General features: G+C 60.9%; 24 protein-coding genes and 1 tRNA gene. 10 read left to right on the top strand and 15 right to left on the bottom strand.

Annotated features, from left to right (window positions below):
* Positions 1-99 precede the first annotated feature (99 nt).
* The 5 genes from lon to DL86_RS07440 all read right to left on the bottom strand — a co-directional run bounded on the left by lon (position 100) and on the right by DL86_RS07440 (position 7,044).
* Positions 100-2,517 carry an endopeptidase La gene (gene lon, locus DL86_RS07415; protein ID WP_036259818.1) on the bottom strand — a complete coding sequence of 806 codons (2,418 nt, stop codon included), beginning with the start codon at positions 2,515-2,517 and terminating at the stop codon, positions 100-102.
* 260 nt (positions 2,518-2,777) lie between these two features.
* Positions 2,778-4,043 carry an ATP-dependent Clp protease ATP-binding subunit ClpX gene (gene clpX / locus DL86_RS07420; protein WP_036259819.1) on the bottom strand — a complete coding sequence of 422 codons (1,266 nt, stop codon included), beginning with the start codon at positions 4,041-4,043 and terminating at the stop codon, positions 2,778-2,780.
* 546 nt (positions 4,044-4,589) lie between these two features.
* Positions 4,590-5,237 (bottom strand): ATP-dependent Clp protease proteolytic subunit, encoded by a 648-nt coding sequence (locus DL86_RS07430; protein WP_036259962.1) that lies wholly within the window; start codon positions 5,235-5,237, stop codon positions 4,590-4,592.
* 213 nt (positions 5,238-5,450) lie between these two features.
* Positions 5,451-6,836: a trigger factor gene (gene tig, locus DL86_RS07435; RefSeq protein ID WP_036259825.1), complete on the bottom strand. Its 1,386-nt coding sequence runs from the start codon at positions 6,834-6,836 to the stop codon at positions 5,451-5,453.
* 123 nt (positions 6,837-6,959) lie between these two features.
* A tRNA-Leu gene (locus DL86_RS07440) sits at positions 6,960-7,044 on the bottom strand.
* A 192-nt stretch (positions 7,045-7,236) separates the two neighbouring features.
* On the opposite strand from DL86_RS07440, the gene DL86_RS07445 reads away from it, so the two are divergent.
* The 5 genes from DL86_RS07445 (at position 7,237) to DL86_RS07470 (ending at position 12,380) form a co-directional block, all read left to right on the top strand.
* A complete protein-coding gene (locus DL86_RS07445; RefSeq protein ID WP_036259827.1) occupies positions 7,237-7,707 on the top strand; it encodes a methyltransferase family protein in 471 nt (156 codons plus the stop codon).
* Between the two features lie 131 nt (positions 7,708-7,838).
* Entirely contained in the window at positions 7,839-9,227 is a 1,389-nt protein-coding gene (locus tag DL86_RS07450) for a multicopper oxidase family protein (RefSeq protein WP_036259829.1), read from the top strand.
* A gap of 242 nt (positions 9,228-9,469) precedes the next feature.
* On the top strand, positions 9,470-9,874 hold the full coding sequence (locus DL86_RS07460; RefSeq protein WP_051952926.1) for a hypothetical protein: 405 nt from the start codon (positions 9,470-9,472) through the stop codon (positions 9,872-9,874).
* A gap of 93 nt (positions 9,875-9,967) precedes the next feature.
* Positions 9,968-11,395 carry a methylenetetrahydrofolate--tRNA-(uracil(54)-C(5))-methyltransferase (FADH(2)-oxidizing) TrmFO gene (gene trmFO, locus DL86_RS07465; RefSeq protein ID WP_036259833.1) on the top strand — a complete coding sequence of 476 codons (1,428 nt, stop codon included), beginning with the start codon at positions 9,968-9,970 and terminating at the stop codon, positions 11,393-11,395.
* 163 nt (positions 11,396-11,558) lie between these two features.
* Positions 11,559-12,380, top strand: a complete 822-nt coding sequence (locus tag DL86_RS07470; RefSeq protein WP_036259964.1) for a hypothetical protein — start codon at positions 11,559-11,561, stop codon at positions 12,378-12,380.
* 162 nt (positions 12,381-12,542) lie between these two features.
* Here DL86_RS07470 and ubiA read toward each other — a convergent pair whose 3' ends face one another.
* The 3 genes from ubiA to DL86_RS07485 all read right to left on the bottom strand — a co-directional run bounded on the left by ubiA (position 12,543) and on the right by DL86_RS07485 (position 14,515).
* The gene (ubiA, locus tag DL86_RS07475) at positions 12,543-13,541 is read right to left on the bottom strand and encodes a 4-hydroxybenzoate octaprenyltransferase (protein ID WP_425348905.1); all 999 of its coding nucleotides are present in this window, start codon (positions 13,539-13,541) and stop codon (positions 12,543-12,545) included.
* Positions 13,538-13,987 carry a hypothetical protein gene (locus DL86_RS07480; protein ID WP_036259834.1) on the bottom strand — a complete coding sequence of 150 codons (450 nt, stop codon included), beginning with the start codon at positions 13,985-13,987 and terminating at the stop codon, positions 13,538-13,540. Before DL86_RS07480 ends, ubiA begins: the two co-directional genes overlap by 4 nt.
* A 147-nt stretch (positions 13,988-14,134) precedes the next feature.
* On the bottom strand, positions 14,135-14,515 hold the full coding sequence (locus DL86_RS07485) for a lysozyme inhibitor LprI family protein (RefSeq protein ID WP_051952928.1): 381 nt from the start codon (positions 14,513-14,515) through the stop codon (positions 14,135-14,137).
* A 289-nt stretch (positions 14,516-14,804) separates the two neighbouring features.
* On the opposite strand from DL86_RS07485, the gene DL86_RS07490 reads away from it, so the two are divergent.
* Together DL86_RS07490 and DL86_RS07495 are read left to right on the top strand one after the other, a co-directional pair.
* Positions 14,805-15,563, top strand: coding sequence for a 16S rRNA (uracil(1498)-N(3))-methyltransferase (locus DL86_RS07490; RefSeq protein ID WP_036259835.1), 759 nt, complete (start codon positions 14,805-14,807; stop codon positions 15,561-15,563).
* Positions 15,564-15,645: 82 nt separating this feature from the next.
* Positions 15,646-16,047 carry a hypothetical protein gene (locus tag DL86_RS07495; protein WP_036259836.1) on the top strand — a complete coding sequence of 134 codons (402 nt, stop codon included), beginning with the start codon at positions 15,646-15,648 and terminating at the stop codon, positions 16,045-16,047.
* A 213-nt stretch (positions 16,048-16,260) separates the two neighbouring features.
* On the opposite strand, the gene DL86_RS07500 is transcribed toward DL86_RS07495, so the two are convergent.
* From DL86_RS07500 to DL86_RS07515, 4 genes are all read right to left on the bottom strand, one after another.
* Complete coding sequence (locus DL86_RS07500) at positions 16,261-16,752, bottom strand: hypothetical protein (RefSeq protein ID WP_036259837.1); 492 nt, start codon at positions 16,750-16,752, stop codon at positions 16,261-16,263.
* Positions 16,753-16,784: 32 nt separating this feature from the next.
* Positions 16,785-18,167 (bottom strand): glutamate--cysteine ligase, encoded by a 1,383-nt coding sequence (locus DL86_RS07505; protein ID WP_036259971.1) that lies wholly within the window; start codon positions 18,165-18,167, stop codon positions 16,785-16,787.
* 307 nt (positions 18,168-18,474) lie between these two features.
* On the bottom strand, positions 18,475-19,830 hold the full coding sequence (locus tag DL86_RS07510; protein WP_245276292.1) for an MATE family efflux transporter: 1,356 nt from the start codon (positions 19,828-19,830) through the stop codon (positions 18,475-18,477).
* Between the two features lie 428 nt (positions 19,831-20,258).
* The gene (locus tag DL86_RS07515; protein ID WP_036259839.1) at positions 20,259-20,858 is read right to left on the bottom strand and encodes a hypothetical protein; all 600 of its coding nucleotides are present in this window, start codon (positions 20,856-20,858) and stop codon (positions 20,259-20,261) included.
* Between the two features lie 287 nt (positions 20,859-21,145).
* Here DL86_RS07515 and DL86_RS07520 point away from each other — a divergent pair, with 287 nt between their 5' ends.
* Together DL86_RS07520 and DL86_RS19190 are read left to right on the top strand one after the other, a co-directional pair.
* The gene (locus DL86_RS07520; RefSeq protein WP_036259973.1) at positions 21,146-22,108 is read left to right on the top strand and encodes a cation diffusion facilitator family transporter; all 963 of its coding nucleotides are present in this window, start codon (positions 21,146-21,148) and stop codon (positions 22,106-22,108) included.
* A 159-nt stretch (positions 22,109-22,267) separates the two neighbouring features.
* Complete coding sequence (locus DL86_RS19190) at positions 22,268-22,822, top strand: phasin family protein (RefSeq protein WP_245276294.1); 555 nt, start codon at positions 22,268-22,270, stop codon at positions 22,820-22,822.
* A gap of 299 nt (positions 22,823-23,121) precedes the next feature.
* Here the strand turns inward: DL86_RS19190 and DL86_RS07530 are convergent, their stop codons facing one another.
* Entirely contained in the window at positions 23,122-23,346 is a 225-nt protein-coding gene (locus DL86_RS07530) for a hypothetical protein (RefSeq protein ID WP_036259840.1), read from the bottom strand.
* 212 nt (positions 23,347-23,558) lie between these two features.
* Between DL86_RS07530 and DL86_RS07535 the strand changes: the two genes are divergently transcribed.
* Positions 23,559-25,088 (top strand): FAD-dependent oxidoreductase, encoded by a 1,530-nt coding sequence (locus DL86_RS07535; RefSeq protein ID WP_036259842.1) that lies wholly within the window; start codon positions 23,559-23,561, stop codon positions 25,086-25,088.
* A gap of 190 nt (positions 25,089-25,278) precedes the next feature.
* On the opposite strand, the gene DL86_RS07540 is transcribed toward DL86_RS07535, so the two are convergent.
* Both DL86_RS07540 and DL86_RS07545 read right to left on the bottom strand, forming a co-directional pair.
* On the bottom strand, positions 25,279-25,614 hold the full coding sequence (locus tag DL86_RS07540) for a hypothetical protein (protein ID WP_036259844.1): 336 nt from the start codon (positions 25,612-25,614) through the stop codon (positions 25,279-25,281).
* A 166-nt stretch (positions 25,615-25,780) separates the two neighbouring features.
* Positions 25,781-26,341 (bottom strand): ABC-type transport auxiliary lipoprotein family protein, encoded by a 561-nt coding sequence (locus tag DL86_RS07545; RefSeq protein ID WP_036259975.1) that lies wholly within the window; start codon positions 26,339-26,341, stop codon positions 25,781-25,783.
* Between the last annotated feature and the right edge of the window lie 53 nt (positions 26,342-26,394).

A 26,394-nucleotide genomic window follows, 5' to 3' on the forward strand; every position in this document is an offset into this window, starting at 1 on the left:
CGAGTGGACCGAGATTCCAACAAAAAGGGCCGCGAACCTTTCGGTCGCGGCCTATATCCCTTTGCGGCATGATCGAAGGCGCAGAGCCTTCGGGCCGGATTAGTGCGCAATGGCTCCGGGAGTATCATCCTCGGAAGCCAGCGGCGCGACGGCCTTCGCCTCCTCTTCCCAAACAATCGGAACAGGTTGCCGAATCAGGGCATGGCGCAACACTTCGTCCATGCGCGAGACCGGCACGATTTCGAGCGCATTTTTCACGGAATTTGGAATCTCGGCCAGATCCTTGGCGTTTTCTTCAGGGATCAGCACTTTCTTCAGCCCTCCCCGCAAGGCGGCGAGCAATTTCTCCTTGAGCCCGCCGATCGGCAAAACCCTGCCGCGCAAGGTGATCTCGCCGGTCATGGCGATATCGCGCCGAATCGGAATGCCGGTCATGATCGACACGATCGCCGTCGCCATCGCGACGCCGGCCGAGGGACCATCCTTCGGAGTGGCGCCTTCGGGAACATGGACATGGATGTCGCGGCGGTCGAAGACAGGCGGCTCGATGCCGAAATCAACCGCCCGCGAACGAACGTAGGAGGCCGCCGCGGAAATCGACTCCTTCATGACGTCGCGCAGATTTCCGGTCACCGTCATGCGGCCCTTGCCGGGCATCATGACGCCTTCGATCGTCAGCAATTCGCCGCCGACCTCGGTCCAAGCAAGCCCTGTCACCACGCCCACCTGATCCTCGCTTTCCGCCTCGCCATAGCGGAATCTTGGAACGCCAAGGAAGTCCGGGATATTTTCCGCCGTGATTGCGACGATCTTCGCCTTATCGGTCAAGATCTGCTTCACCGCCTTGCGCGCGAGCTTCGACAATTCCCGCTCGAGATTGCGGACGCCGGCCTCGCGCGTATAGCGCCGGATCAGCATGATGAGGCCGCCATCGTCGATCGACCATTCCTTCGCCGCAAGACCATGTTTCTTGAGGGCCGCGGGGATGAGATGGCGTCTTGCGATCTCGACCTTTTCGTCCTCCGTGTAGCCGGCGATGCGGATGATTTCCATGCGGTCCATGAGGGGCGCCGGAATATTCAACGTATTGGCGGTGGTTACGAACATCACGTTCGACAAATCATAATCGACTTCGAGGTAATGATCGTTGAAGGAATGGTTTTGTTCCGGATCGAGAACCTCGAGCAGAGCCGACGAAGGGTCGCCCCGGAAGTCCATTCCCATCTTGTCGATTTCATCGAGCAGGAAGAGCGGATTCGAGCTCTTAGCCTTGCGCATCGACTGGATGATCTTGCCCGGCATGGAGCCGATATAGGTCCGCCGATGGCCGCGAATCTCGGCTTCGTCGCGCACGCCGCCAAGCGACATGCGAACGAACTCGCGCCCGGTCGCCTTCGCGATCGACTTGCCAAGAGAGGTCTTGCCGACGCCGGGCGGTCCGACGAGGCAGAGAATGGGCCCGGTGAGCTTGTTCGCGCGGCTCTGCACCGCAAGATATTCGATGATGCGCTCCTTGACCTTATCGAGGCCGAAATGCTCGCTTTCGAGCACGTTCTCGGCGACGGTGAGGTCCTTCTTGACCTTGGAGCGCTTGTTCCACGGAATCGACAGCAGCCAATCGAGGTAGTTGCGCACGACCGTCGCTTCGGCCGACATCGGCGACATCTGGCGCAATTTCTTCAATTCAGCCGTCGCCTTGTCGCGCGCCTCCTTGGAGAGCTTGGTCGTCTTGATCCGCTCGTCGAGTTCGGTGAGATCGTCCTTGCCGTCTTCGTCGCCGAGCTCTTTCTGGATCGCCTTCATTTGTTCGTTGAGATAATATTCGCGCTGGGTCTTCTCCATCTGGCGCTTGACCCGCGTGCGAATGCGCTTCTCCACCTGGAGAACCGAAATCTCGCTCTCCATCAGCGCAAGGCATTTTTCGAGACGCTTGGTGACGGACGCAGTCTCAAGCACCGCCTGCTTGTCGGCGATCTTGACCGCGAGATGGGAGGCGATGGTGTCGGCGAGCTTGGCGTAATCGTCGATCTGGGTCACAGCGGCGACGACTTCCGGCGAAATCTTCTTATTGAGCTTCACATAGCCTTCGAACTCGGCGATGACCGAACGAGAAAGCGCTTCCACTTCGACCTTGTCGATCGGATCGTCGGCGATCGCCTCCGCATCGGCTTCATAGAAATCATCCGTGCGCGTATAGCCCTGCACCTTGGCGCGCACCTGCCCTTCGACGAGAACCTTGACCGTTCCGTCGGGAAGCTTCAGAAGCTGCAGAACCGAGGCGAGCGTGCCAGTCGTGAAGATCGCGTCCGTCGCCGGATCGTCGTCGGAGGCGTTCATCTGCGTCGCAAGGAGGATGAGCCGGTCGGCTTTCATGACTTCTTCGAGAGCGCGAATCGATTTTTCGCGGCCAACGAAAAGCGGCACGATCATGTGCGGGAAAACCACGATATCGCGCAAGGGAAGCACGGGATAGCTTTCGATTGCGCCCGGAAGAACAGGCTCTCGCTTCTGGGTCATTTGATCGTCCTATCTCGAAACGCGTTTCAATTTCTCTCGCCGCCCGGCGGCCCAAACCGAGACTGCCATGCCCGTAGGCGGCGCATGGCGATTCGGTGGGTTGATGAATTCTAAGCGCGGCGTGAAACTACAGGAAGGGAGATGGTAATTCCCGCTTGGCGTTTCAAGCGCGCTTTCCGTTTCAAGCAAGATCTGCGCCTACGCGCCGCAGGTCATCTGGCGCAGATCCTCCAACAGGCTCGAATCGCACAAGGGCCGGCTCAAGCGCTCGTGCCGCTCTTCTCATTGCGTTCTGCGTAAATGTAGAGCGGACGGGATTTCCCCTCCACGACATCGGGGCCGATGACGACCTGCTCGACGCTGTCGAGACCAGGGAGATCGAACATCGTATCGAGCAGAATGCCTTCCATGATCGAACGCAATCCACGAGCGCCGGTGCGCCGCTCGATGGCTTTCTTGGCCACGACGTTGAGAGCTTCGTCCTGAAAAGTGAGCTCGGTGTTCTCCATTTCGAAGAGCCGCTGATATTGCTTTACCAGCGCATTCTTCGGCTCCGTGAGGATCTTCTTCAAAGCCTCCTCGTCAAGATCCTCGAGCGTCGCGATGACGGGCAATCGGCCAACGAATTCCGGGATCAGTCCGAACTTCAGCAAGTCCTCCGGTTCGACCTTGCGGAATATTTCCCCGGTCCGACGATCGTCCGGCGACTGCACATTCGCGCCAAAGCCAATCGACGTGCTCTTCCCGCGCGTCGAGATGATCTTCTCGAGCCCCGCGAAAGCGCCGCCGCAAATGAAGAGGATATTGGTCGTATCGACCTGGAGGAACTCTTGCTGCGGATGCTTGCGTCCGCCCTGCGGCGGAACCGAAGCGACGGTGCCCTCCATGATCTTGAGGAGCGCCTGCTGGACGCCCTCGCCCGACACATCGCGGGTGATCGACGGATTGTCGGATTTCCGCGAAATCTTGTCGATCTCGTCAATATAGACAATCCCGCGCTGCGCCCGCTCGACGTTATAATCGGAGGCCTGGAGAAGCTTCAGGATGATGTTCTCGACGTCCTCGCCGACATAGCCGGCTTCGGTGAGGGTCGTGGCGTCGGCCATCGTGAAAGGCACATCGAGGATGCGCGCCAGCGTCTGCGCGAGCAGGGTCTTGCCCGACCCGGTCGGGCCGATCAGAAGGATGTTCGATTTCGCGAGCTCGACGTCATTATGCTTGGTTGCGTGATTGAGCCGCTTGTAGTGGTTGTGGACGGCCACGGAAAGGACCCGCTTGGCTTGCGGCTGTCCAATCACGTAATCGTCCAGCACCTTGCAGATTTCCTTCGGCGTCGGAATCCCATCGCGGCTTTTCACGAGGGAGGACTTATTTTCCTCCCGGATGATATCCATGCAAAGCTCGACGCATTCATCGCAGATGAACACCGTCGGGCCGGCAATCAGCTTGCGGACCTCATGCTGGCTCTTGCCGCAAAATGAGCAATAGAGCGTGTTCTTCGCGTCACCGCCGCCGACCTTGGTCATGGATATTCTCCGTACTGGCCAAGGTCATGTGCGAACCCCGGCCACGCTGAGTAAGCTGGCGGACGAGAATCCAAACGATTCTCCCACCACTCGCGCTGGCGGATCCGCACACGAACCAGCCCGCTCTTGTCTAACCCCGGCCCCGCTCTCTTTCAAACCACGCCCAGACCCCGAAATGCAACCATGTTCGCATCGTGGAAGCAAGGGCCGGGCCTCGAAACCAAATTCGGCGCTCCTCGGATCACCACGCCGGCGCAATTAAATGCAACAGCGACGCCGCCCCGACGGAATGATTTCGACCCGCCTTTCGGAGAAACCGCCACAAAACTGTAATAAGCAAAATGAATGCCAAATCAATGCTTTTCCCGCTGACGCACGGCCGCACTTCGGCGCGAAACGTCAGCGGAAGTCCAATTCGCGACGGTCCGCCGACGGCCCCCAAGTCCGCCAGGCGCCTTCGAGGCCCAATGGCTTCAAGCGCCTGGAGCCTTCGGACCATGCTGCCCGGCCCCGCATTAAAAAACCGGCAATGACCGGTCGGCAATCCTATTTGCCTTCCGCCGCCCCCGGCGCGTCGTCCGGCTTCTTGACCCATACGTGATCCACGATGCCAAAGTCCTTCGCCTCGTCCGAGGACATAAAGTGATCGCGGTCGAGAGTACTTTCGATCGTGTCGTATTCGCGGCCGGTATGTTTGACGTAGATATCGTTGAGCCGCTTCTTGACCTTCATAATGTCTTCGGCATGGCGAAGAATGTCCGAAGCCTGGCCCTGGAAGCCGCCGGAGGGCTGATGGACCATGATTCGCGCGTTCGGCAAGGCGTAGCGCAGCCCCGCCTCTCCGGCGCAAAGCAAGAGAGATCCCATCGAGGCGGCCTGTCCGACGCAGAGCGTCGAGACTTTCGGCTTGATGAACTGCATCGTGTCGTAGATGGCGAGCCCCGACGTGACGACGCCGCCCGGAGAATTGATGTACATCGAGATCTCCTTCTTCGGGTGCTCCGCCTCGAGGAAAAGAAGCTGCGCGATGATCACCGAGGCCATATTGTCCTCGACCTGACCAGTCAGAAAGATGATCCGTTCCCGCAACAGACGCGAATAAATATCGAAACCGCGTTCGCCACGGCTGGTGTTTTCAATGACCTGCGGAATCAGATAGTTATTATAGATTTCGATCGGGTCGCGGTCGCGCATCATGGCGGGTCTTTCCTCGTGCTGAACTATTGAAGCTGGCTTTTCGCAAAATGGCGTCGCAAGAAGCAGGCCGATCCATAATCGTCAACGACCTTCGCTATGCGAAGATAATGGCTCCCGTCGCATTCGCAATGATGTCTCCGGTCTCCCGCGATGAGGCATGTCCTCGGCGAGATTTGAAAGAACCTTTGCGCGAGGCGGGGCGGCGACTCGTCACGCCTGCCCGGCTTCGTCCTGCGCCTCCGACTCGTCTTCGTCGGTCATTTTCAGGAGGTCTTCTTTCGAGACCTTCTGATCCGTCACCTTGACGAGAGCCATGACGTGGTCGACGACCTTTTCCTCGAAAAGCGGAGCCCTGATCTCAGCCAAGGCCTGGGGATTCTTTTGATAATAGTCCCAAACGATCTTTTCCTGACCTGGAAAGGATCTAGCCCTCGCGACGAGCGCCTGGCTGACCTCGTCGTCGGAAACCTTTACGCCCGCTTGTTCGCCAATCTCGGCCAGGAGCAGGCCAAGGCGCACGCGCCGTTCGGCGATCTTGAAGTAATCGGCGCGCGCGGCCTCCTCGGTCGTGCCTTCATCCTCGTAACTGCGGCCGCTGCCTTTCTGCTCCGCTTCGACTTTCCGCCATACTGTCTCAAATTCCTGCGCGACAAGCCCCTCGGGCAGCTCGAACGCATATTTCTTGTCCAGCGCATCGAGCAAGCCGCGCTTCCACTTGCGGCGCGAGGCGGCGTCATAGTCCCGCTCGATATTGGAGCGGATCGAATCCTTCAGCTTGGCGAGATCCTCCAAGCCGAAGGCTTTCGCTAGATCGTCGTCGATCTTGACCTCCCCCGGAGCGGCGACGCCCTTGAGAGTGACGTCAAAAGTAGCGGGCTGGCCGGCGAGCTTGGCCGTCGAGTAATTTTCCGGGAAGGTGACGGCGATCGTCCGGCCTTCGCCAAGCTTGAGGCCCTCGAGTTGCTCCTCGAAGCCCGGAATGAAACTTCCGGACCCGAGCACGATTTCAACGCCCTCTCCCGAACCGTTTTCAAAAGGCGTCCCGTCGATCTTGCCGACGAAATCCAGCGTGACCTTGTCGCCTTTTTCGGCGATCGCGGCTTCGCCTTCCTTTTCCGCATAAACGCGATTCTGTTCGGCGAGACGGTCCAAGACTTCGTCGATTTCCACGTCGCTCACGTCGGCGACAAGGCGCTCGATCTCGATGTCGTCAAAACCGCCGATTTCGATCTTCGGCAAAACCTCAACCGCGACGGTAAAAGCGAAATCCGCCTGCGCCTCGAAGGCCTTCTCCATCTCATCCTTGTCGCCGGCGAAGTCGATCTTGGGGTCGAGGGCGAGCCGCAGCGCGTTGTCTTCGATAATTTTGCGATGAGCCTCATTGACCGCTTCCTGGACGACGTCGGCCATGATCGAACGGCCATAGAGACGCTTCAGATGCGCCACCGGCACCTTGCCCGGTCGAAACCCGTTGATGCGCGCCTTGGCCCGCATCTCGGCGAGCTGGCCTTCGAGGCGGGCCGCGAGATCGGTCGCGGGAAGCACCACCTTGAATTCGCGCTTAAGGCCCTGCGAGAGGGTTTCGGTGACTTGCATCTGACTTGAACCTTTTCGACTGCATCGCCTGCTGAATTGAACGCCTTGATCTTAAAGTCCCGAATCAGCGGCCGGCGGGCGCCGCCAAGGGCTGGGCGGGGCCCGCGCCGCGACGGACTGGCCTGGTGCGGGCGGAGGGACTCGAACCCCCACGATTTTCACCACCGGAACCTAAATCCGGCGCGTCTACCAGTTCCGCCACGCCCGCGACCCGCCCAAAGGCGATCGACGCTTCACTGCCTCGGATCGCGCTCTATAGCAACCGCCTTTCTCCGATGCAGCAAAAAAGTGGCGCCGCGCGCCGGACGCGTCGTGATAGTCTTGCGCAAAAGCGTTATGTCATCGCCTGGCCGCGCGGCGCTATTGCGCGGGCGCGGTCCGGATCAAGGAGCCTTGAGGCATGCGAAGCGATCCATCGGACCGGGCAAAGGTCATCGCCTTGCCGCCGTTGATCCTGGCGGCGACCCTGGCGTTGGGCGTCGGCCTTCATCTTATTTGGCCGGTAAGGCTCTTGTCCGGCGTCTTTGCCTTGCCGCTGGGCCTCGCCCTGATCTCTGGGGCCATTGCCCTCGCGGCTTTCGCCGTTCGCGAGATGCATCGCGCCAACACCGCGATCGATATCCGCAAGCCCACGACCGCGATCGTGACCTCAGGCGTCTTCAAGCTGAGCCGCAATCCGATCTATCTTGGCATGGTCCTGCTCTGCGTTGGAATCGCTTTCGCCGTTAATTCGGCGTGGATTCTCGCGTCTGCGGCGCCGCTTGCGCTGATCTTGCAAAAAGGCGTCATCGAGCGGGAGGAAGCCTATCTTGCCCAAAAATTCGGCGCCGCCTATTTGCAGTATAAGGGCAGCGTTCGACGCTGGATTTAGCGCCGGGGATGCGGCAGACCTTTGACGAAGCTTTCCCCGCCTGAAACAGAACCCGCCGCCTGACATCCCTCCCTCCGCCCTTTGGGCGCGTTCCGCGCGTCAAGCCTCCAGCCCATCAACCGCAGGTTCCCATGTCCCCGAGCCAGACGATCAGCCGCCGCGCCTTCCTCGGCTCGACCCTGGTCACCCTCGCGACCGTGCGGGCCGGCGCGCAAACGCCCGCTGGAGAAGACGGCTTCCACGTTCTCGAAGCTCGCGAGGGCTCTCTCCGCCTGCTCCCCGGGCCAACTCCCGCGACGGCCATCTGGGGCTATAATGGCGAAGTTCCCGGACCGCTCCTGCGCTACAAAAAGGGCGAGGAGGTCAAGGTCAGGCTCGTCAACAAGCTCAACCAGCCGACGAGTCTCTCATGGGCTGGCGTGCGGAACGCCAATGCGATGGATGGCGTCGCCGGCCTGACGCAAGCGCCTGCGCCGCCTGGGGGCTCCTTCGATTATCGCTTCACGCCGCCCGACAGCGGGCTCTATTGGTATCATTCGCACGTCTTGCCCTTGATCGGAGAGCAACGCGGCCGCGGCCTTTACGGCGTCATGATCGTGGACGAACCCGAGCCGCCGCGAACCGACCGCGACATGCTCGTCGTCCTCGATGATTGGCGGCTTGACGAAAAAGCCCAGATCGCCGCCGATTTCGGCTCGCCCGCCGACGCCATGGGCGCGGGCCGGATCGGACCCTTGGTCACGCTCAATTCCCGCCCGGTTCCGCTCATCGAAACGCTGGCGCCGCGCTCGCGCCTACGGCTGCGAATCGTCAGCGCCGTCAACGCGCGGATCATGCTGATCTCGTTTATCGGCGTCAAACCCTGGATTCTCGCGGTCGACAGCCAGCCCTGCGAAGCCTTCGAGCCGGTCCGGCAAACGATTCCCGTCGGTCCCGGAGCCAGGTTCGACGTGATGCTCGATCTTCCCACCGAGGCGGGCGCCGAGGCCAGCCTTGTCCTGCGCGGCGATGCGGAGGCCGATCGCGCGCTGATCGTCTTCAAGACGGCGGGGGATGCGCGCGAACCGCTCGCCGCGATTGCGTCACTCCCGCAAAATCCACTTCTACCTGCGGCGATCAAGCTGCAAGCGTCGCGCAAGGTCGACATCGTGATCGAACCCGCGGCCAAATCCGCGACGTCGGCATCCGACCGCGCCCTCTATTGGAAACTGAACGGCGTCGCCTCCGATGGTTTTGCGCCGAAGCCGCTGTTTTCGGTCAAACGCGGCGGCGCGGTGACCCTTGGGCTCGTCAACCGCACTGCTTTCGTTCAGCAAATCCATATCCACGGCCACGCGATGCGGCTGTTGCACGATCTCGACGATGGCTGGGAGCCCTATTGGCGCGATTGCGTGCTGGTGCCGGAGGGCAAGACCAAGCATGTCGCCTTCGTCGCCGACAATCCGGGCAAATGGGCGATCGAATGTCTGATGGCCGAGCATCAGCAGACCGGAATGACGGCCTGGTTCGAGGTGACCTGAAAAGGCGATCGCCTCTTTAAGAACATGCACAAGATCACGTTTCATGCTTTTGGATGTTTCCATCCAAAAGCATGAAACGTGATCTATTGTTGAGAAGAGAGCGGGATTTGACGCGAAAAACCGGAGTCCCCTTTTTCGCATCCAGCTCTAAGCAACGCTTAAAGGTCCGCGATCGCGCGGCGCGGACCAATAATCGCATGCCGGGCTTCTGAATCGAAACTTTCAGGCGACAGGGGCGGCAAATGACTTCCACATTTAGCATCGTAGCGGATTCCGCCGCGGGAAAGCATTTTGAGATCACGCTTGAAAAGACCGCCGACGACAAAGGGCAGATCCGGCTGGAGTCCTGGCACAGCAACAAGGACTATCGGAGAGATCCAGCCACCACGGACGATAGCGTCGATTTCTACGACATCCGCTGCGACAGGAGCCGGCGGATCGTGCTCCGGGGCGACCTGCGGGGGTCTTCTCCGACCATCACCTGCATGTTCAACGACGGCCAGGCGCAGACGCCGCCATTTGTGCGCGTTGTGATCCAGGGCGCATTCGCCGGCCTCGGCGATGGGACCAATGACTACCCGCTCGAAAAATCGATCTACGATGAATTGAAGCAGTTTATTCTGGGCGCCGGGTTTCCGACGCCTTGAAACCCGATCCAGCCCAGTCCCTCCACATGACAATTCTCGGCGATTTAGCCCCGGCGTCTGGCGGAGCGCCGGAAATGCGCTAAACTGCGTCGGATGTCAGAGCCCTTTAACTCTCCATCGCCCCCCATCCATGTCATCGGCGGCGGACTCGCCGGCTGCGAGGCCGCCTGGCAGATCGCGCGCCAAGGGGCGCCGGTAGTGCTGCATGAGATGCGGCCCAAACGGCAAACTCCGGCGCATCGCACCGGCGACCTCGCCGAACTCGTCTGTTCGAATTCATTTCGCGCCGACGATCCGCAAACCAGCGCCATCGGCATTCTGCATCGGGAAATGCGCCGCCTCGATTCGCTCGTCATGGCCGCCGCCGACGCCAATAAGCTGCCCGCCGGAGGCGCGCTCGCGGTCGACCGGTCGGGCTTTTCCGCCCATGTCGCCGCGATGCTTGCAGCGCAGCCGCTGATCGAGATCGCCCGGGAGGAGATCGACGGCCTGCCGCCAAGAGACTGGGCCAATGTCATCATCGCCACCGGACCTTTGACCTCGCCCGCCCTCGCGGCGGCGATCGGCGCTTTGACCGGGGAGAAGGATCTCGCCTTCTACGATGCGATCGCGCCAGTGGTGCATCGCGAATCGATCGACATGGAAAAGGCCTGGCTCCAATCGCGCTACGACAAGGCCGGCCCGGCCGGAACCGGCGCGGATTACATCAATTGCGCACTGACGAAAGATCAGTATTACGCCTTCGTGGAGGCGCTGAACCAGGCCGAGAAAGCCGAATTCAAGGAATTTGAAGACACCCCCTATTTCAACGGCTGCCTGCCGATCGAAATCATGGCGGAACGCGGCGCCGAGACGCTCCGGCACGGGCCGATGAAGCCCTTCGGCCTCACCAATCCCCATACACCGGGCGTGAAACCCTATGCGGTTGTGCAGTTGCGACAGGACAATGCGCTTGGCACGCTCTACAATATGGTCGGATTTCAGACCAAACTGAAACATCACGCCCAGGTGGAGGTTTTCCACGCCATTCCCGGTCTGGAGGAGGCCCGCTTCGCCCGCCTTGGCGGCCTTCATCGCAATACATTTCTGAATTCGCCCAAAGTGCTCGATCGCGCGCTGCGGCTCAAAGCCGATCCGCGGCTGCGGTTCGCCGGCCAGATCACCGGCTGCGAGGGCTATGTCGAGAGCGCCGCGATCGGTCTCCTCGCCGGCCGCTTGGCGGCGGCCGAATATAAGGGCGAGGCCTTCGCGCCGCCGCCAGCAACCACGGCGCTCGGCGCTCTCGTCAACCATATTACGGCCGGACATATCGAGGTCATCGACGCCGGGCCGCCCTCGTTTCAGCCGATGAACGTCAATTTCGGGCTATTTCCCCCGCTCGAAGGGGCAATCAAGTCTCCCGAGGGCAGGAGACTGCGCGGCGGCGAAAAAGCCGCGGCGAAGAAAGCCGCCATCGGCGCGCGGGCGGCGGAGGACCTCGAAACCTGGCTTGGGGCGCAAGGCGCGCTGGCGGCGGAATGAATGTCGCATGAACCGCGCGGGCGCCGCGAGCCGTCTGTCCTGAAACGCGATTTCGCGGGGGAATGCGAAGCGGCAAATTAACCGCCGACGGTTTGACCGCTTGCGTTCCCGGCGCCAAGCTGACACATTCCTCGTGCTTTTCGATGATGAGAATAGCGAAACGATGAGTGAAGAAACATCTATCCTCGTGTTCGGCATGGACGAACTCGCCTCGGCGGTCGCCCGGAAACTGCATCTTGCCGGCCATGCCGTCGCGATCCATCAGCCGACGCCTCCGACCACGATCCGCCGGCGGATGGCTTTCGCGGACGCCTGGACGGATGGAGCCTGCACCTTCGAAGGCGTCGAGGCCCGGCGCGCCGACAAGACCAAGGACTTCCTCTCCGGCCTTCGCAGCGGGATGTTTATTCCGGTCCTCTGGCATCCTTTCGAGGACGTGACGACGCGCTGGCCTTGGGACGTCCTCGTCGACGCCCGCCCAAGAACCGACAAGCCGCGCCAGCATCTGCGCGAACTCAGCGATCTCACAATCGGTCTTGGGAGCGGTTTTGTCGCGGGCGAGACCTGTGACATCGTCATCGATGTCGGCAGCCGCGATCCAGGCGCAGTGCTGCGCTCGGGTTCGATAGCTGAGCACGGTCCCGGCCCCGACGCTCCTCTTGACGATGGCGCAATGGTCCTCGCCCCAATGCACGGCCGTTTCCACGGTTCGAAACTGCTCGGCGAGCCGATCGAAGCCGGCCAGATCTTGGGCTTTATCGGCACGACAGCGGTCATGGCTTCCGCCACCGGGCGGCTGCGCGGGCTCGCGCGCGATGGCGCCGCCGTTGGAAAAGGCGCGCCTGTCGCCGAAGTCGTCACCTCGCCGGACGCGGTATTTGCTGGAATAACCAAACGCGACCGGTTAATCGCGCGCAGCGTCGCCTTCGTGGTCGAAATGGAGCGCGCCGGCTATACCCCCATCTCGCTCGAAAACCTTCTCTAATGCTGCTTTCCGCTTCGGCGGAATCAGACAGCAGCTCTAGATCTTTGTTTTGTCGCATTTTCTTAACGCGAACCGGTATCCACTTCGCTCGAAAATGCTCTAAAGCCGGATGCCAGCGCTTTGGAGCATGATTCGTAAAGGTCGAGGACTTATCACGACGATTCAAGCGATCGAAAGCAGGATCATTTCCGCACCGAGGCCGGCGAAAAGAATAAGGCCTGCGTCGCGATTGGAGCGAAACAGCCGCAGCGCATTCGCCCCGCGATCCGGATCGATGTTCTTGACCTGCCAGGCGAGATGCGCGGCGAAGCCGGCGAGACCGGCCTGCGGCCATGCGCCGGCGCCGGCGGCTAGAAAGGCGGCCTCAATGCAAATAAGCGCCGCGCCATAGAGAATGCCGACGCCGATGCGAACGCGCCCGCCGAAAAAAAGCGCGGTTGAGCCGATGCCCGCGCGCTCGTCGTCCTTCACATCCTGCAGCGCGTAGATCGTATCATAGCCGATCGTCCAGAAGATCGCGCCGAAATAGAGCAGCGCCGGCGCCAGGGCCAGCGACCCTATGGCGCCCGCCCATCCCATCAGCGCGCCCCAAGCGAAAGCGCCGCCGAGAATCGCCTGCGGCCATGAGGTGATCCGCTTCATGAAAGGGTAGACGCCGACCAGCAAGAGCGAGGAAAAACCAAGCGCGATCGTAAAAGCGTTGAAACTCAAAAGCACCGCCAGACCGACGAGACATTGCCCGGCAAGGAAGACTTTCGCCGCCGTGACGCTGACGCGGCCAGATGGCAGAGGCCGCCGCCGCGTCCGCTCCACCATCGCATCGATTTTACGATCGACGATGTCATTATAGGTGGAGCCGGCGCCGCGCATGGCGATCGCCCCAACCAGAAAGAGGATGAGGTGGCCCCAATGCGGCGGCTGGCCCTGGCTGACGCTGGCAAGCGCGCTCGACCACCAGCACGGCAAAAGCAGGAGCCACCAGCCGACCGGCCGGTCAATCCGCGCGAGTTGAAGAAATGGCCGCCAGGATTTTGGCGCGAAGCGAAAAAGGAATTGACCGGCGACCGAATCCGGCAGCGCCGTAAAATCAGGCGCCGCCTCAGCGGATGGCGAGCGCGCGCGCGGACCCGGCGCCTGCGGTCCGGACAGGCTCTTCGTCACAGAGGTCCGGTCGGCAGTTTCTGGGCCGGCGGCGCGTTGAGCCCGCCGGTCGCTTGCTGCTCTTGCGCTTTCTTCATCTGCGCCGCGACAGCGCAAGCCTGATTGGCGACCGCGCCTGTTTTCGACGCGCTCGTCGAAATATTTTGCAAGGCTTCGTCCGGAACCGCGCACCAATCCTTGTTCTTGGTCAGATAGGCCACGAGTTCGCGTTCGGCGGCGACCAGCGCGCGCAATTTCGGGCAGGAGGCGATCGGGTCGAGCTGATTCTTGGGCCCTTTGGTCAGGTTATTCAGCTGGTCGATGATGCCTTGCCGCTTCTTGGTGAGATTGCCGATATCCTCGTTGCATTCCAACGCATGCGCAGCGCCGCAGAGCACAAGGAGAGCCCCGAGCGCCAAGAGACCCGCCGCTTTACGCGCGGTATCGATGAGCCTATGTGCCATCATGATCCGAGCCCTTCCCGAGCGTTTCAATGTCCTGCTTCCATTTTCATAGCAAAGACATGCGCTTTGAGGCAAGCGCAAGCCCCTTGCGCCCGCATCGATGGTCCAGCTTTCGCGTCTGCGGTCCACTTGCCGCACCCCGCGCAACGCTCATTGGCCGCCGCAGGAGAGGTCTCCTTCCTCACAGTTCAATTGAGCCTCGAGATCCTTGATCCGCTGGTCGGTGAGGCGCGTCTTGCATTCGAGCAGAACCATTGGGTGGATGGACCCATCCACAGTTGCGAGGGTTTCAAAAGCGCATTCCTGATCTCGGAACTGGATCCAGATCTTCTCGACGTCGCGGAGACTGGCTTGTCCCGAGGAAGAGATTTTCGCCATCAATTTTTGATAGATGTCGTTCAGCCTTTTATCCGCTTTCGTGAAGGCATTTCCGGCCTTCACGTTCAACTCCATCTGGGTCTGGGCGGAGACCGGAGCCAAGGGCGTCAAGACCATCGCGAGCGCGACGCCTCGCGAAAGGATGCGATGCATATTCGGCCTCCGTTGATTCCTCGAGGGCGCAGCCCTGTCGCAGAATTGCCGCCAAAAAGCTTTCAATTATATCCCACATCCATCAGGTTTAATGATTGCTGAATGCGCATAACCCGGACGATCGCGCCAGAGGCGCTGTTTCGAGCCGGAACGGGGCTCAGCCACGCATCGCAATGATCACCGACTTTCGTTAGTTATAAAGTCCAACAAGCACCGCGCCCTGCCGCTCCGGGCGCGCCTCTCCCAGCCGGCGATTGCGCCGCCCTCTTCGAAAAATCCTGGTATTCTTATGCCCCGCTATGATTTTACCTCCCATCGCCTTTATGTCGATGCGCCGCTCGCGCGGGACGCGCGCATCGATCTTGATCCTGGACAGACGAACTACATCCGCAACGTCTTGCGTCTCCCCGAAGGCGCCGAGATTTTGACATTCAACGGCCGCGATGGCGAATGGCGGTCGATGGTTTCAACGCCGAGCCGCAAGCAGGTCGCGCTCATCGCCAAAGAGATGATCCGACCACAGGAGGCCGGCTTTGATCTCCATTATCTGTTCGCGCCGCTCAAACATGCGCGGCAAGATTACATGGTCCAGAAGGCCGTCGAAATGGGGGCGGGCCAATTGCGCCCGGTCCTGACGCGACGCACCCAAATGGACCGACTCAATATAGAGCGCATGCGCGCCAATGCGATCGAAGCCGCCGAACAATGCGGCATTCTCTCGATCCCCGAAATCGCGCCGACGACCCGGCTCGACGCCCTTCTCGGCGGTTGGGACAAGGATCGCCTCCTCATCTTTTGCGATGAAGACGCGCCGGTGCGAAACCCGCTTGACGCGTTGCGCGGGCATCCCGCAACCACCCGTCGCAGCCGACCGCTCGCAGTGCTGATCGGCCCCGAGGGAGGCTTCGACCAACAAGAACGCGACGCCTTGCTGTCGCTGTCCCAAGTCGTGCGCCTGTCGCTCGGTCCGCGCATTTTGCGCGCCGACACGGCGGCGGTCGCGGCCCTTGCCTTGATCCAAGCTGAACTTGGGGATTGGGGCGGCTGAACATTTAAGGGATCATTAAATCGCCCCAATGTACGGTCACTCAATAAGCGTCCAATCAGGTCGTGAATCGTTTAGGCTCACCATGATCTCGCGCACATTATTCGTTTTCATCTGCTCCGGCGCCAGCGCCATCCTTGCCTCCAGCGATTCCGCCGGGGCGAATGATCTTCCCCCTGGCAAGGCTCAGATTTCACGCGCCAATGCGCAATGCGCCGCCTACGGGCCCGGCTTCACCGCGGTGGAGGGAAGCGACGCCTGCGTGTGGGTCGGCGGTCATGTGCGCGTGGAAATAGGCTCTCGCGGAGCGGCCTCGCCCAACAATGGTTGGGCGACCGGCGGGGCGGCTCCCGCGGCCATGCACATGGACGACAGCTACGAACAACCCGACCTTGTCCGCGCGATTCCCGCGCGCGGCGAGAGAACCGTTTCGCGCGAGCATCTGCGCTTGCGCAGCAGCGACATGACCGGCTCGCTCGCCCGCTGAAACTGCGACTCGCTAACGCCGCTAGAGCATTTCCCGATCAGACGGAGTCATCTGATCAAAAAAGAATCGCTCAGATTCAATGAATCGGAGCATGTTCTTATGAGACATCGGATATATCCGATGTCTCATAAGAACATGCGAGAGCGCTCTTAGCGTCATTGCATTTTCTGAACGCGAGCCGGCATCCACTTCGCTCGAAAATGCTTTAGGCGCTCAACCCGCGCCGCCGAATTTCTTCAACGTCGCGAAAGGATCATCGCCTTGCGACAGGCAGGCGTTGCTCGCGAGCGGACGCGCCTTGCCGCCCGCTAACCAAAGGTCCTGCACCTTGCCGGAACGATCGGCGGCACGCCAGCACACTTGCGCGCTTCCTGCGCCAAGGTCGAAAAACACGCTCATCTGATTGTCGCCGCAATCATGCGCTTTGCACGACCATGCCGCGACGGCGCCTTTGCCATTATCGGCGACCGGCCCTTCCGGCCCATGCATAATCTTGCGCGAGAGCGCAAAATATTGCGCGCCCATTGCCGCGCGCATCGCCGCCGCAACTCCCGGCTGCTCCCAAAGGGATTTCCCTGCAACGATCTTGTCGGCCGGATATTTGCCTGTCCATTGGCGCAACGCGGTCAGATCGCCCGCCATGCAAATGCCGCAAGAAAGACTCGCGAAAATCGCGCCCGCCGCGATGCGGTTCAAGACAAACATTTAACCCCTCCTGGTGGTCCGCGACCAAGAATTCAGTAAACGCATTCCTCGAACGCCGGTTCAACGATGCCCGCCCATTCGGTGTTAAATTTGTCGATGAGACGCTCCGCCTCTGTCCGCCCGGCGACCACAGCATCGAGCGGATCGAGAAAATAGGTTTCATCGCGCCCCTGTGCGTCGAGACGGTTGCGTTTGGCGAGCCCCGCGCGGGCAACGCGCAACACCTCGCCCGCGACCTCGCGCGCCAACCGCCCGCAAACGCGCGCGTCAAGACCGAGGCGCGGCGCATCGGCGCGCAACTGCTCGCGCGCCTCAGTGCTCCACGGCTTGACCATCTCCCAAGCTGCATCGAGCGACGAAGGCTCATAGAGGAGTCCGGTGAACAGAGCCGGGAGGGCGGCGAGGAAGGGACGCGGCCCGGCATCGGCGCCGCGCATCTCAAGATAGCGCTTCAATCGCACTTCTGGAAAAATCGTCGACAAATGATTGGCCCAATCTGAAAGGACCGGCAGCGTCTCCGGGAGCTCTGCAAGCTTGCGGTCGAGAAGATCGCGGAAACTGGCGCCCGCCACATCGAAATAAGTCTCGCCGCGCTTGACGAAATACATCGGCACGTCGAGGGCGTAGTCGACATAGCGCTCGAAGCCCATGCCGTCCTCAAAGGCGAATGGGAGCATCCCGGTGCGCGCGCGATCGGTATCGCGCCAAATTTCCGAGCGCGCCGAAAGAAATCCATTCAGCTTGCCGTCGGTGAAAGGAGAATTGGCGAATAACGCTGTTGCGATTGGTTGCAAAGCCAGCGACACGCGAAGCTTTTTCACCATGTCGGCTTCGCTCGAAAAATCGAAATTGGCCTGCACCGTGGATGTGCGGAACATCATGTCGAGGCCGCGCGCGCCGACTTTGGGCATATAATTCGCCATGATCGCGTAGCGCTGTTTCGGCATGATCGGGATTTCATCAAGGCGCCACTTGGGGCTCATGCCCAGCGACAAGAAGCCGATGTCGAACGGAGCCGCGACAGCGTCGAGCGAGGCGAAATGACTGACAAGTTCGGCCTCGGTTTCGTGGATCGTCGCAAAAGGAGCGCCGGAAAGCTCGAATTGGCCGCCAGGCTCAAGCGAAATCGCGCCGCCGCCCTTTTCATCATAGAGCCCGATGATATTTTCGCCGTCGCGAATCGGAGCCCAGCCGAGCGCCGATTGCATGCCCTCAAGCAAGCCGCGGATCCCGCCCCCGCCACGCTCGGGCCTCTCTTGGTAAGCCACAGCGGAATGGTCCAGGCGATGGAAGGGAAATTTTTCATGCTCAGTGCCGATCCGGAATTGGTCCGCCGGCTTCGATCCGGCTTCGATCCAGGCGACAAGGTCATCGCGCGACGCAATAGGCGTGGAATCCGAAACGTCGCGAGCCATTTCCAAACTTTCGTCTGCGCCTAAGCGCTTTCAGACCCAAAGGATCGGAAAGCGCTCCACCTCTTTGTCTTGGCGCATCTTCTCAACGCGAGCCGGCATTGGCTTCGCTCGAAAATGCTCCCTCGTCAGCAGCCGGTGCGAGAGGCGCATCAGGCTCTTCGCCGGCAAAGCTTCATAGGCGGGCGCGGGCCCGGGCGCAATGAGGCCGATTGGCGGCTGTCCCTTGGCGACGTAGGCCGGCCGGCTCCGCCTCCGGCCCGAGAGGCGCCGATAGAGCCAAGGCTGGCCAGCGCGAAGGGTTTGGCCGCTAAGCGAATTTGGGCCTTTTCGCGAGCCGCGCCGTGACCAAATAGGCGGTGACCACGGCTCCAACACCGAATAAGGCCGAGCCCACGACAAGGCCGACAAAACCGCCCTCGGGCCCAAAGCGGTCGGCGCCGATGGTCACGAACGGAATTGCGCCAAGCGTCGCGCGGCCCCAGTTGAACACTGTCGAGAGAATCGGAAAACCTAGGTTGTTGAAAGCCGCATTGGCGACGAAGATCCCGCCAAGGAAAAACCAGAGCGCGCCGCCATAGGCGCAAAGAAAACGCACAAGGCCGGCCGTCTCGCCGCGGGCGTCGAAAATATCGACCACAAGCGGGGCCGCCAGGCGCAGGAGCAGCGCGACGACGACGACGTAGATCGCCGCGAAGAGGAGGCAATTGCTGAGCACCTGGCGCACGCGCGGCATCAGCCGGGCGCCAAGATTCTGCCCCATGATCGGGCCGACCGAGCCGGAAAGCGCGAATAGGACTCCAAAAGCGACTGGGTTGACGCGGTCGATGATCGCGAAGGCCGCGACGACGGCGTCGCCGAAATGGGAAAAGATCCGCATCGAATAGGCGCTCGCCACGGGCGTCGCCAGATTGGTCAAGATTGCTGGAACCGCGATCGCCATCATTGCCGGAAAATCGCACAGAACCGCCTTGCCGGCGGGCCATGCGATAAGATCTCGCATGCGCACGGCGCCGTAAAGCCCGACCGCAACGAAGACGAGTCGCGACAACAGAGTGACCATCGCAGCGCCGTCGACGCCAAGGCCCAGGCCAAAAATGAAGATCGGATCAAGAACCGCCGTGACGATCGCCCCCGACAGCGTCACGAACATTGCCCTTCTGGCGTCGCCGACGGCGCGCAGGATTCCCGCAAGCGCCATCCCTAGGCCAAGAAAAATCGTCGCCGGCAGCGTGATCGCGAGATAGGTCGAGCTGACATCGAGGGCCTCTCCCCTTGCGCCGAAGAGGGCGAGTATCTCCCGCCGCAGCGGCAGAGCGGCGCAACTTACCGCGGCCGCGATGAGGAACACATGCACCAAGCCGGAGGCGGCGAGCCTTCGCGCTGCGATCCGCTGGCCTGCGCCAGTCGCGCGCGACACCAGGGCGCTGATCGCGATCGAGAGCCCGATATTGATGGAAACCGAAAAAAACAGAACCTGCGTGGCGAAGCCCACCGCAGCGGTCAGGTTCGGATCGCCAAGCCGCGACACATAAAGGAGCGACAAAAGATCGACGAGGAAAATCGACATGAGCCCGACCGATGCGGCCGCCGTCATGACGAGAACATGCCGCATGGTCGATCCTTCGGTAAAGACCGGACGCGGCGCCATTCCCTCAGAGCTCAACGCAATCTTTCCTTATCCGACCCGCAACCGCCTGCCGCGCGCCTCCATCGCTCCTCCCGAAAACCATATGGCGAGGGTCTTACGGTAGGAAAAGGGCGCGAGCGCCGCCGCGCCAACGCGCCCCGCTTAGAGCGCCTCCCGATCAGATGGAATCGCCTGATCAAAAAAGAATCACTCAGATTCAAAGAGTTAGAGCATGTTCTTATGAGACATCGGATATATCCGATGTCTCAATATCGAAAAAGTCGATCAACTTTGTTGAGAACATACTCCAGTAACCGGCACACCCTGGGCGGTTTGCGGCGCTGATCGTCTCAACCGCCTCAAGGTCGCGGCGACGCCCAGCGCATGCCGCGAAATCCCGCGGCATCGCCTGGTGCGTCCTGCGCTGTGAGAGCCAGGGATATTTGGCCGCTCAAAAGCCGGCTCTACTTGGCCACCAGCGCCTTGCAATCGTCCAGCACCGTTTCGGCTGAACTTGTCTTGGTGAAGACAATGCCTTCGTTCACGGTTTTTTCGCCTTGGCGAGCGGTTTCGGTATCATAAACGAACTCGAACGTAAGCCGATTGGCTTCCGGCCCGCCGCTCGGATTGTTTAGGCCAACCGGAATGGAGACGAAGCGATCGATGTCCACTTTCTTGCCCGAAGGGACAACGATGCGCTCAGGGGCCTGAAGGCCCAAACCCTGCCAGAATCTCGGATTCATGGCGACAAAGTGACGATTCCAGTTCCACACATTGCCGGCCTTTTGCGCCGGAGTGGATTGATCCGCGTAAAGAAGAGCGGGATCGAATGTGAAACTGGTGCTTGGCTTTGAATTGTCCAAGGCTTCGATCTTGAAGATAGCGAAGCCTTCATCGGCCCCGGCCTTCACCGGGCCTGACGCGGTATCATATCCTTTGCATATGCCCACTTGGCGATAGGATAGATTGGCGGAGGGAACCGGACCGCGATCGCATCCAGACAGCGCGACAATCGCTGCGATGAAAAGCGGGACCGATGAAACATGCGATTTTAAAGTGAACATAACGCTCCGATCTGATTATTTCGATTTTTGTATGATTTGGCGAAGCGAAATGGACTGGATCCGCAAATTTTCATCAACATCCAGTTTCCAGCTCGTCTGCTGCGCCGTTTGCGGCTCTCCCACAACGGATCCTCCTTCAGCGGGGCGGACAATGGGCAGAGCGATCGAAAGACTCAAGCGCTTTCTTCGAGGCTGCGGGAGACATCTTCTCACCTTGCAACGCGATGGTATAGAAAAGCGTCCCACCAAAGGCCCTTGGGCCCGCTCGATTGATTGGCGAATATGCGATGATCCACTCCCACCGCGCCCAGCATCCGCATGCCCATGCGGAGCATGAAGACCATCGGGGCCATGGCCACGCGCATAGGCATGGGCCGAGCGACTTTGGGATGCGCTTTGTCATCGGCATTGCGCTTAATCTGATCTTTGTAGTCATCGAAGCCGTCTACGGGATCATCGCGAATTCGGTCTCGCTGATCGCCGACGCAGGACATAATCTTTCCGACGTGCTCGGCCTTGGCGTCGCCTTCGCCGCGACCGTCGCTTCTGGCCGCGCGCCAACGCCCCGATTCACCTATGGATTTCGGGCGACTTCCATCATGGCGGCAGCCTTCAACGCGGCGTTCCTGCTCGTCGTGACAGGCAGCCTTTGCTATGCCGCGATCGAACGTTTGTTCCGCCCTGAACCCGTCGCAGCCAATACGATGATGGCTGTGGCCGCCGCAGGAATGGTCATCAACGCCATTACGGCGGCGTTATTCGCCTCGGGGCGCAGGAGCGACCTCAACATCCGCGGCGCATTCCTCCATATGGCCTCGGACGCCGCCATATCGGGGGGAGTCGTCCTTGCCGGCCTCGCCATCAGCCTGACCGGAGCGCAATGGATCGACCCCGCATTGAGCCTGGTCATCAATGCCATCATCATTGCCGGAACATGGGGGCTGATGCGTGAGAGCCTGGCGATGTCGATGGCCGGCGTTCCGGCCGGGATCTCCAGCGCCGACGTTCGCCAGTATTTCGCGGCAATGCCGGGCGTAAGCGACCTCCATGATCTACATATCTGGTCGATGAGCACGAGCGAGATCGCCCTTACCGTGCATCTGGTTATGCCGGACGGCCATCCGGGTGACGCCTTCCTCATGCGGACGGCGACCGAGTTGCGGGAGCGCTACGGCATCGGTCACGCCACCGTACAGGTCGAAACCGAATTGGAAACGATCTGCGCATTGGCGCCCGATGAAGTGGTTTGATCGGTCGGATGTCTTTTCAACCCGGCGACGCGACCGAATGGTGCAATGCAATATCAACTTGACGTGATTTGTGCGTTGCGATAACTTATAATTGATGAAATTGATTCGAGGCGTCTTTGGTTTATGTGGAGTTGACGCATCGCCACCATAGGAGATGACGTGGACAAAGAACAAGACATGACAATCGGAAGCGACCTTCCCGAGAGTGATGCCGCGCCTGAAGCAGGCGCGATCGTCGAAGCGCCCCACTTGGCTTTGGCCCCGCCCTTGGCCGAACCATCGGCGCCGGCCGTGACGAGCGCCGCCGTCGAAACAAACCCCGCGACGACAACGCCCCTCTTGGCCGAAGCAGACGCCACGGTTGCGCCAGCTCCCCTGGCGGAAGCATCCCGCGCCTTAGTAAACACTGGCGAAGCCCAGGTCTCTGCGGCGATCGCCGCCGCGCCTTCCCTTGCCAAGAGCCTGCAAGCGATCGTCGTCGAAGCAACCGATTATTCGAAGGAGGCGCTCGAGCGCCGCATTGCTTTCCTCGAAAAACTCCGCTCCGCCAGATCGTTCGACAGCGCGATCCAGATCCAGTCCGAATACGCCAAAGCGTCTTTTGCCGCCTTTCTCGCAGAGACGACAAAAATGGGCGAACTCTATTCCAACCTCGCCAAGGCGACTTTCAAACCAGCGCACGCGGCCATCGCCGCCACCCAGGGTTCGAACTAGAGAGATCTTTCGCTCGGCGCGCTAACCGCGCATTGGCGGCGTCGAAAAGCCGCGCTGGGAACCGCAAAAGCCGTCTGCGCCAGACAGACCTGCCGGTCCGCCGTGCGCTGTTTTTATCAGGCGACCGCCGCCCTTTCAATCCGGCATCCCAGCTCCTCGCTTGGGGCTCAGGAGCTTGACTACGCACCCACGCGGCCCGCCGCGCGATCAGCTTGCGGCGCTAAATCTTCGCGTCGGTCGCCTGAGCTGCCTTTTTGGCCACGCGCTTCATGGTTCAACAGGCGCGATCCGGACCGGTTTCAGGCGTCGTCAATGCTCCACCGCGCGACCTCTACGCCTTGATTATCCAATATCCAAAATCCATGCGGCAATGGCTTGTGGACCCGCTGGACAATGACATTGGAGAAAAGCGATTTCGCGTGCGTGACCACCTCATCGAGCCTGGTTAAATCGGTCGACATGCGGTCAAGAACCTCCGGCTTAGCCCCTTCAGAATGCGGTCCGATAAATTCGATCTTGAACATGGGAGCCTCCCATACGCCTCGCGCGTTTCAAACATACCACGCCAGCATCGGCCGAAAAAGCGAAGCCGGAACCGATTATGTTTCACGCCGCAATCGACGATGCCCAGACGGAACCATTGCGCCCGTGAGGGTTTAATCCGTCACGTCATGTAATCGCCCGGAGCTCGCGGGCAGCTTGTCGAGCCTGTCCCAAGAATTAAGGACGCCTTGCAATGAGCGAAGAATCCTCGAAGCTGGGGGGCCCCGATCTCCGCGAAGGCATAGGATTTGACACTCTGCCGGATGGCGGCCGGGTCGCCGGCCGCGTTGGCGACGAGCCCGTGCTGTTGGCGCGCCGCGGCGATGAGTTCTTTGCGATTGACGCTATTTGCACCCATTACGGGGCGCCGCTCGCCGATGGGCTTCTCGTCGACGAGACTATTCGCTGCCCTTGGCATCATGCCTGTTTCAGCTTGCGCACCGGCGAGGCCATCCGCGCGCCCGCGCTGAACCCGGTTTCCTGCTGGCGCGTCGAGCGACGGGACGGCCGCGTCCATGTTTTCGAAAAGCTCGAAAGCCCGGCGCAACCATCCACCCAAGACGTCCCGGGGACGCCCCGGTCGGTCGTGATCCTTGGCGGCGGCGCGGCCGGCAACGCGGCGGCGGAAATGCTCCGCAGGCATCGCTATGCCGGCTCCCTTACAATGTTGAGCTCCGACGACTCAGGTCCCTATGACCGCCCCAATCTCTCAAAGGGCTATCTGGCGGGCGCTGCGCCGGAGGATTGGATTCCCCTGCGATCGCCGGAATTCTACAAAGCACAGGGCATCGACCTGAAGCTGAACGCTCGCGTGGTTGCGATCGACGCCTCGGCGCGCCGCGTGCAACTCGAAGACGGGAGCAGCTATCCCTATGATGCATTGTTGCTCGCCACCGGCGCCGAACCGGTGCGACTCGCAATCCCCGGCGGCGATCTCCCGCATGTGCGCTATCTGCGCACGTTTGCCGACAGCCGCGCCCTTGTCGCCAAAGCCCTGACGTCGCGGCGCGCCGTCGTAATCGGCGCAAGCTTCATCGGCCTTGAGGCGGCGGCGGCGCTGCGGGCGCGGGACATCGACGTCCATGTGGTTGGGCCCGAGACAATTCCGATGGAGCGGATTTTGGGGCCAGAAGTTGGAAGCTTCATCCGCAAGCTCCATGAGAGCCATGGCGCGACATTCCATCTTGGAGCCACAGTCGTCTCGATAGACGAGCGAAGCGTAACGTTGAAGAATGGAGAAATCCTCGAAGCCGATCTCGTTCTCGTCGGCATCGGGGTTCGGCCATTGACCGCCTTGGCTGAGCAGGCAGGGCTCGCCATCGATCGCGGCGTCACGGTGGACGCGCATCTTCAGACCAGCATCCCAAATATCTTCGCGGCCGGGGACATTGCGCGCTGGCCGGATCACCACACCGGCGAGCGAATCCGCGTCGAACATTGGGTCGTCGCTGAACGACAGGGACAGACCGCAGCGCGCAACATTCTCGGCCGGAAGGAGACGTTTAACGCCGTCCCCTTCTTCTGGACCGAGCAATATGACCTCGCCATTGCTTACGTCGGGCACGCCGAACGATGGGACAGTTGCGCCATCGACGGATCGCTAGAGGCGCGAGACTGCGCCATCGCCTATCGCCGCGAAGGCAAGACATTGGCGGTCGCGACGATCTATCGCGATCTCGAAAGCCTTCGCGCCGAAGTCGCATTTGAAAGAGGGGTCGCTTGAGCGGGATGCGAAAAAGTGGAATCCGGTTTTTCGCGTCAAATCCCGCTCTCTTCTCAACAATAGATCACGATGCTTTTGGATGTTTCCATCCAAAAGCATCGTGATCTGGGGGGAGGACCCTGCGCCATCTCGAACCGAAGCGGCGTCGACCGCCAGCCGCGACTAGTCGAAAACCCGGCCGGACGGCAAATCAGAGCCGGCGGCTGAAATAGGCGCGCATCAGACTGCCGATCATGCCGGCGGCGACAAGCAGGGCAACGAAAGGGATCCAAATCAGCATGGCGCCCAACAACAGCACGAGGGCGGCGATGACGACGACCCCAATCAGCAATGAGAGAAGAATGACGCCGAGCGGTCCGATTTTGGCGACATAGATGCGGTGGCCACCGCGCTCATCGATGAAGATGGGCGCCCGGGAGCGCCCCTGTCCATCATCAGAGCGATATCCGCCGAAGCGATCCGGCGGGATGATTTCCGGCTCGGAAGCAGGCGCGTCATCCGCTGGAGTTGGCCGTTTATCCATCATTGCAGCTTAGCCCAAATATCGTCCTGCTTTGCCCATGCGCTCTTAGCGAGCCTCTCCATCACGTCTGATTGAGGCGGGCCGCAACGCAAGCAAGCAGGAATTAATTGTTGTCATATGGGGGCGGCGTCTGGCGGTCGCAACGGCCGCCTGGCGTTCGATGAGCTTTCTAAATCTGCGGCGCGGTCCAGGCCACGATCTGGCGCATGACATCGGCCAGCGCCGCATCGAGCGCCCGGGTGATGGTTGGTCCATCGTCCCTCTCCGCCGGAGCGCTCGCGGAAAAGACCTTCCCGGCGAGGATGCGGCCGCTCGACCCGACGAGTTGCGCCGATATTTCCACAACCGCCTGATTTCCTGCGACATCCAGCTCGAAACGGCGGATGTCGGTCCGCAGACTATAATCGGCGAGCATGCCCGGCCGGCCCACCGCGCGCAGAAGCCGCGCATTTTGGAACGTTTCGATGAGCCGCGTCTGGACCAGCACCGGCAATTGATCGGCCCATTGCGCCCCAGTCAGGTAGGCGACCACGTCGGCGCCGGTGCGGACCACGATCCGATTCGAAGCGATCGGCAAAATCGCGGTCGGCTCCAGGATGACAAGCTGGCCCCGCCTCCCGGCCCGCGCGGCAAAACCGCCATCGATGGCGCTGAGATCGTAGTTGAGCCGTGGCGGCGTCGAGCAGGCAGCAAGCGCCCAGACCGCGCTAGCCGCGAGGACAAGCCGCAAATGACGCGCGAAAGGAGGTCTCGCTCTGCAAAAACGGGCGAAAAAACCCGGCT

The sequence above is a fragment of the Methylocapsa aurea genome, assembly GCF_000746085.1.
GTDB lineage: Bacteria > Pseudomonadota > Alphaproteobacteria > Rhizobiales > Beijerinckiaceae > Methylocapsa > Methylocapsa aurea.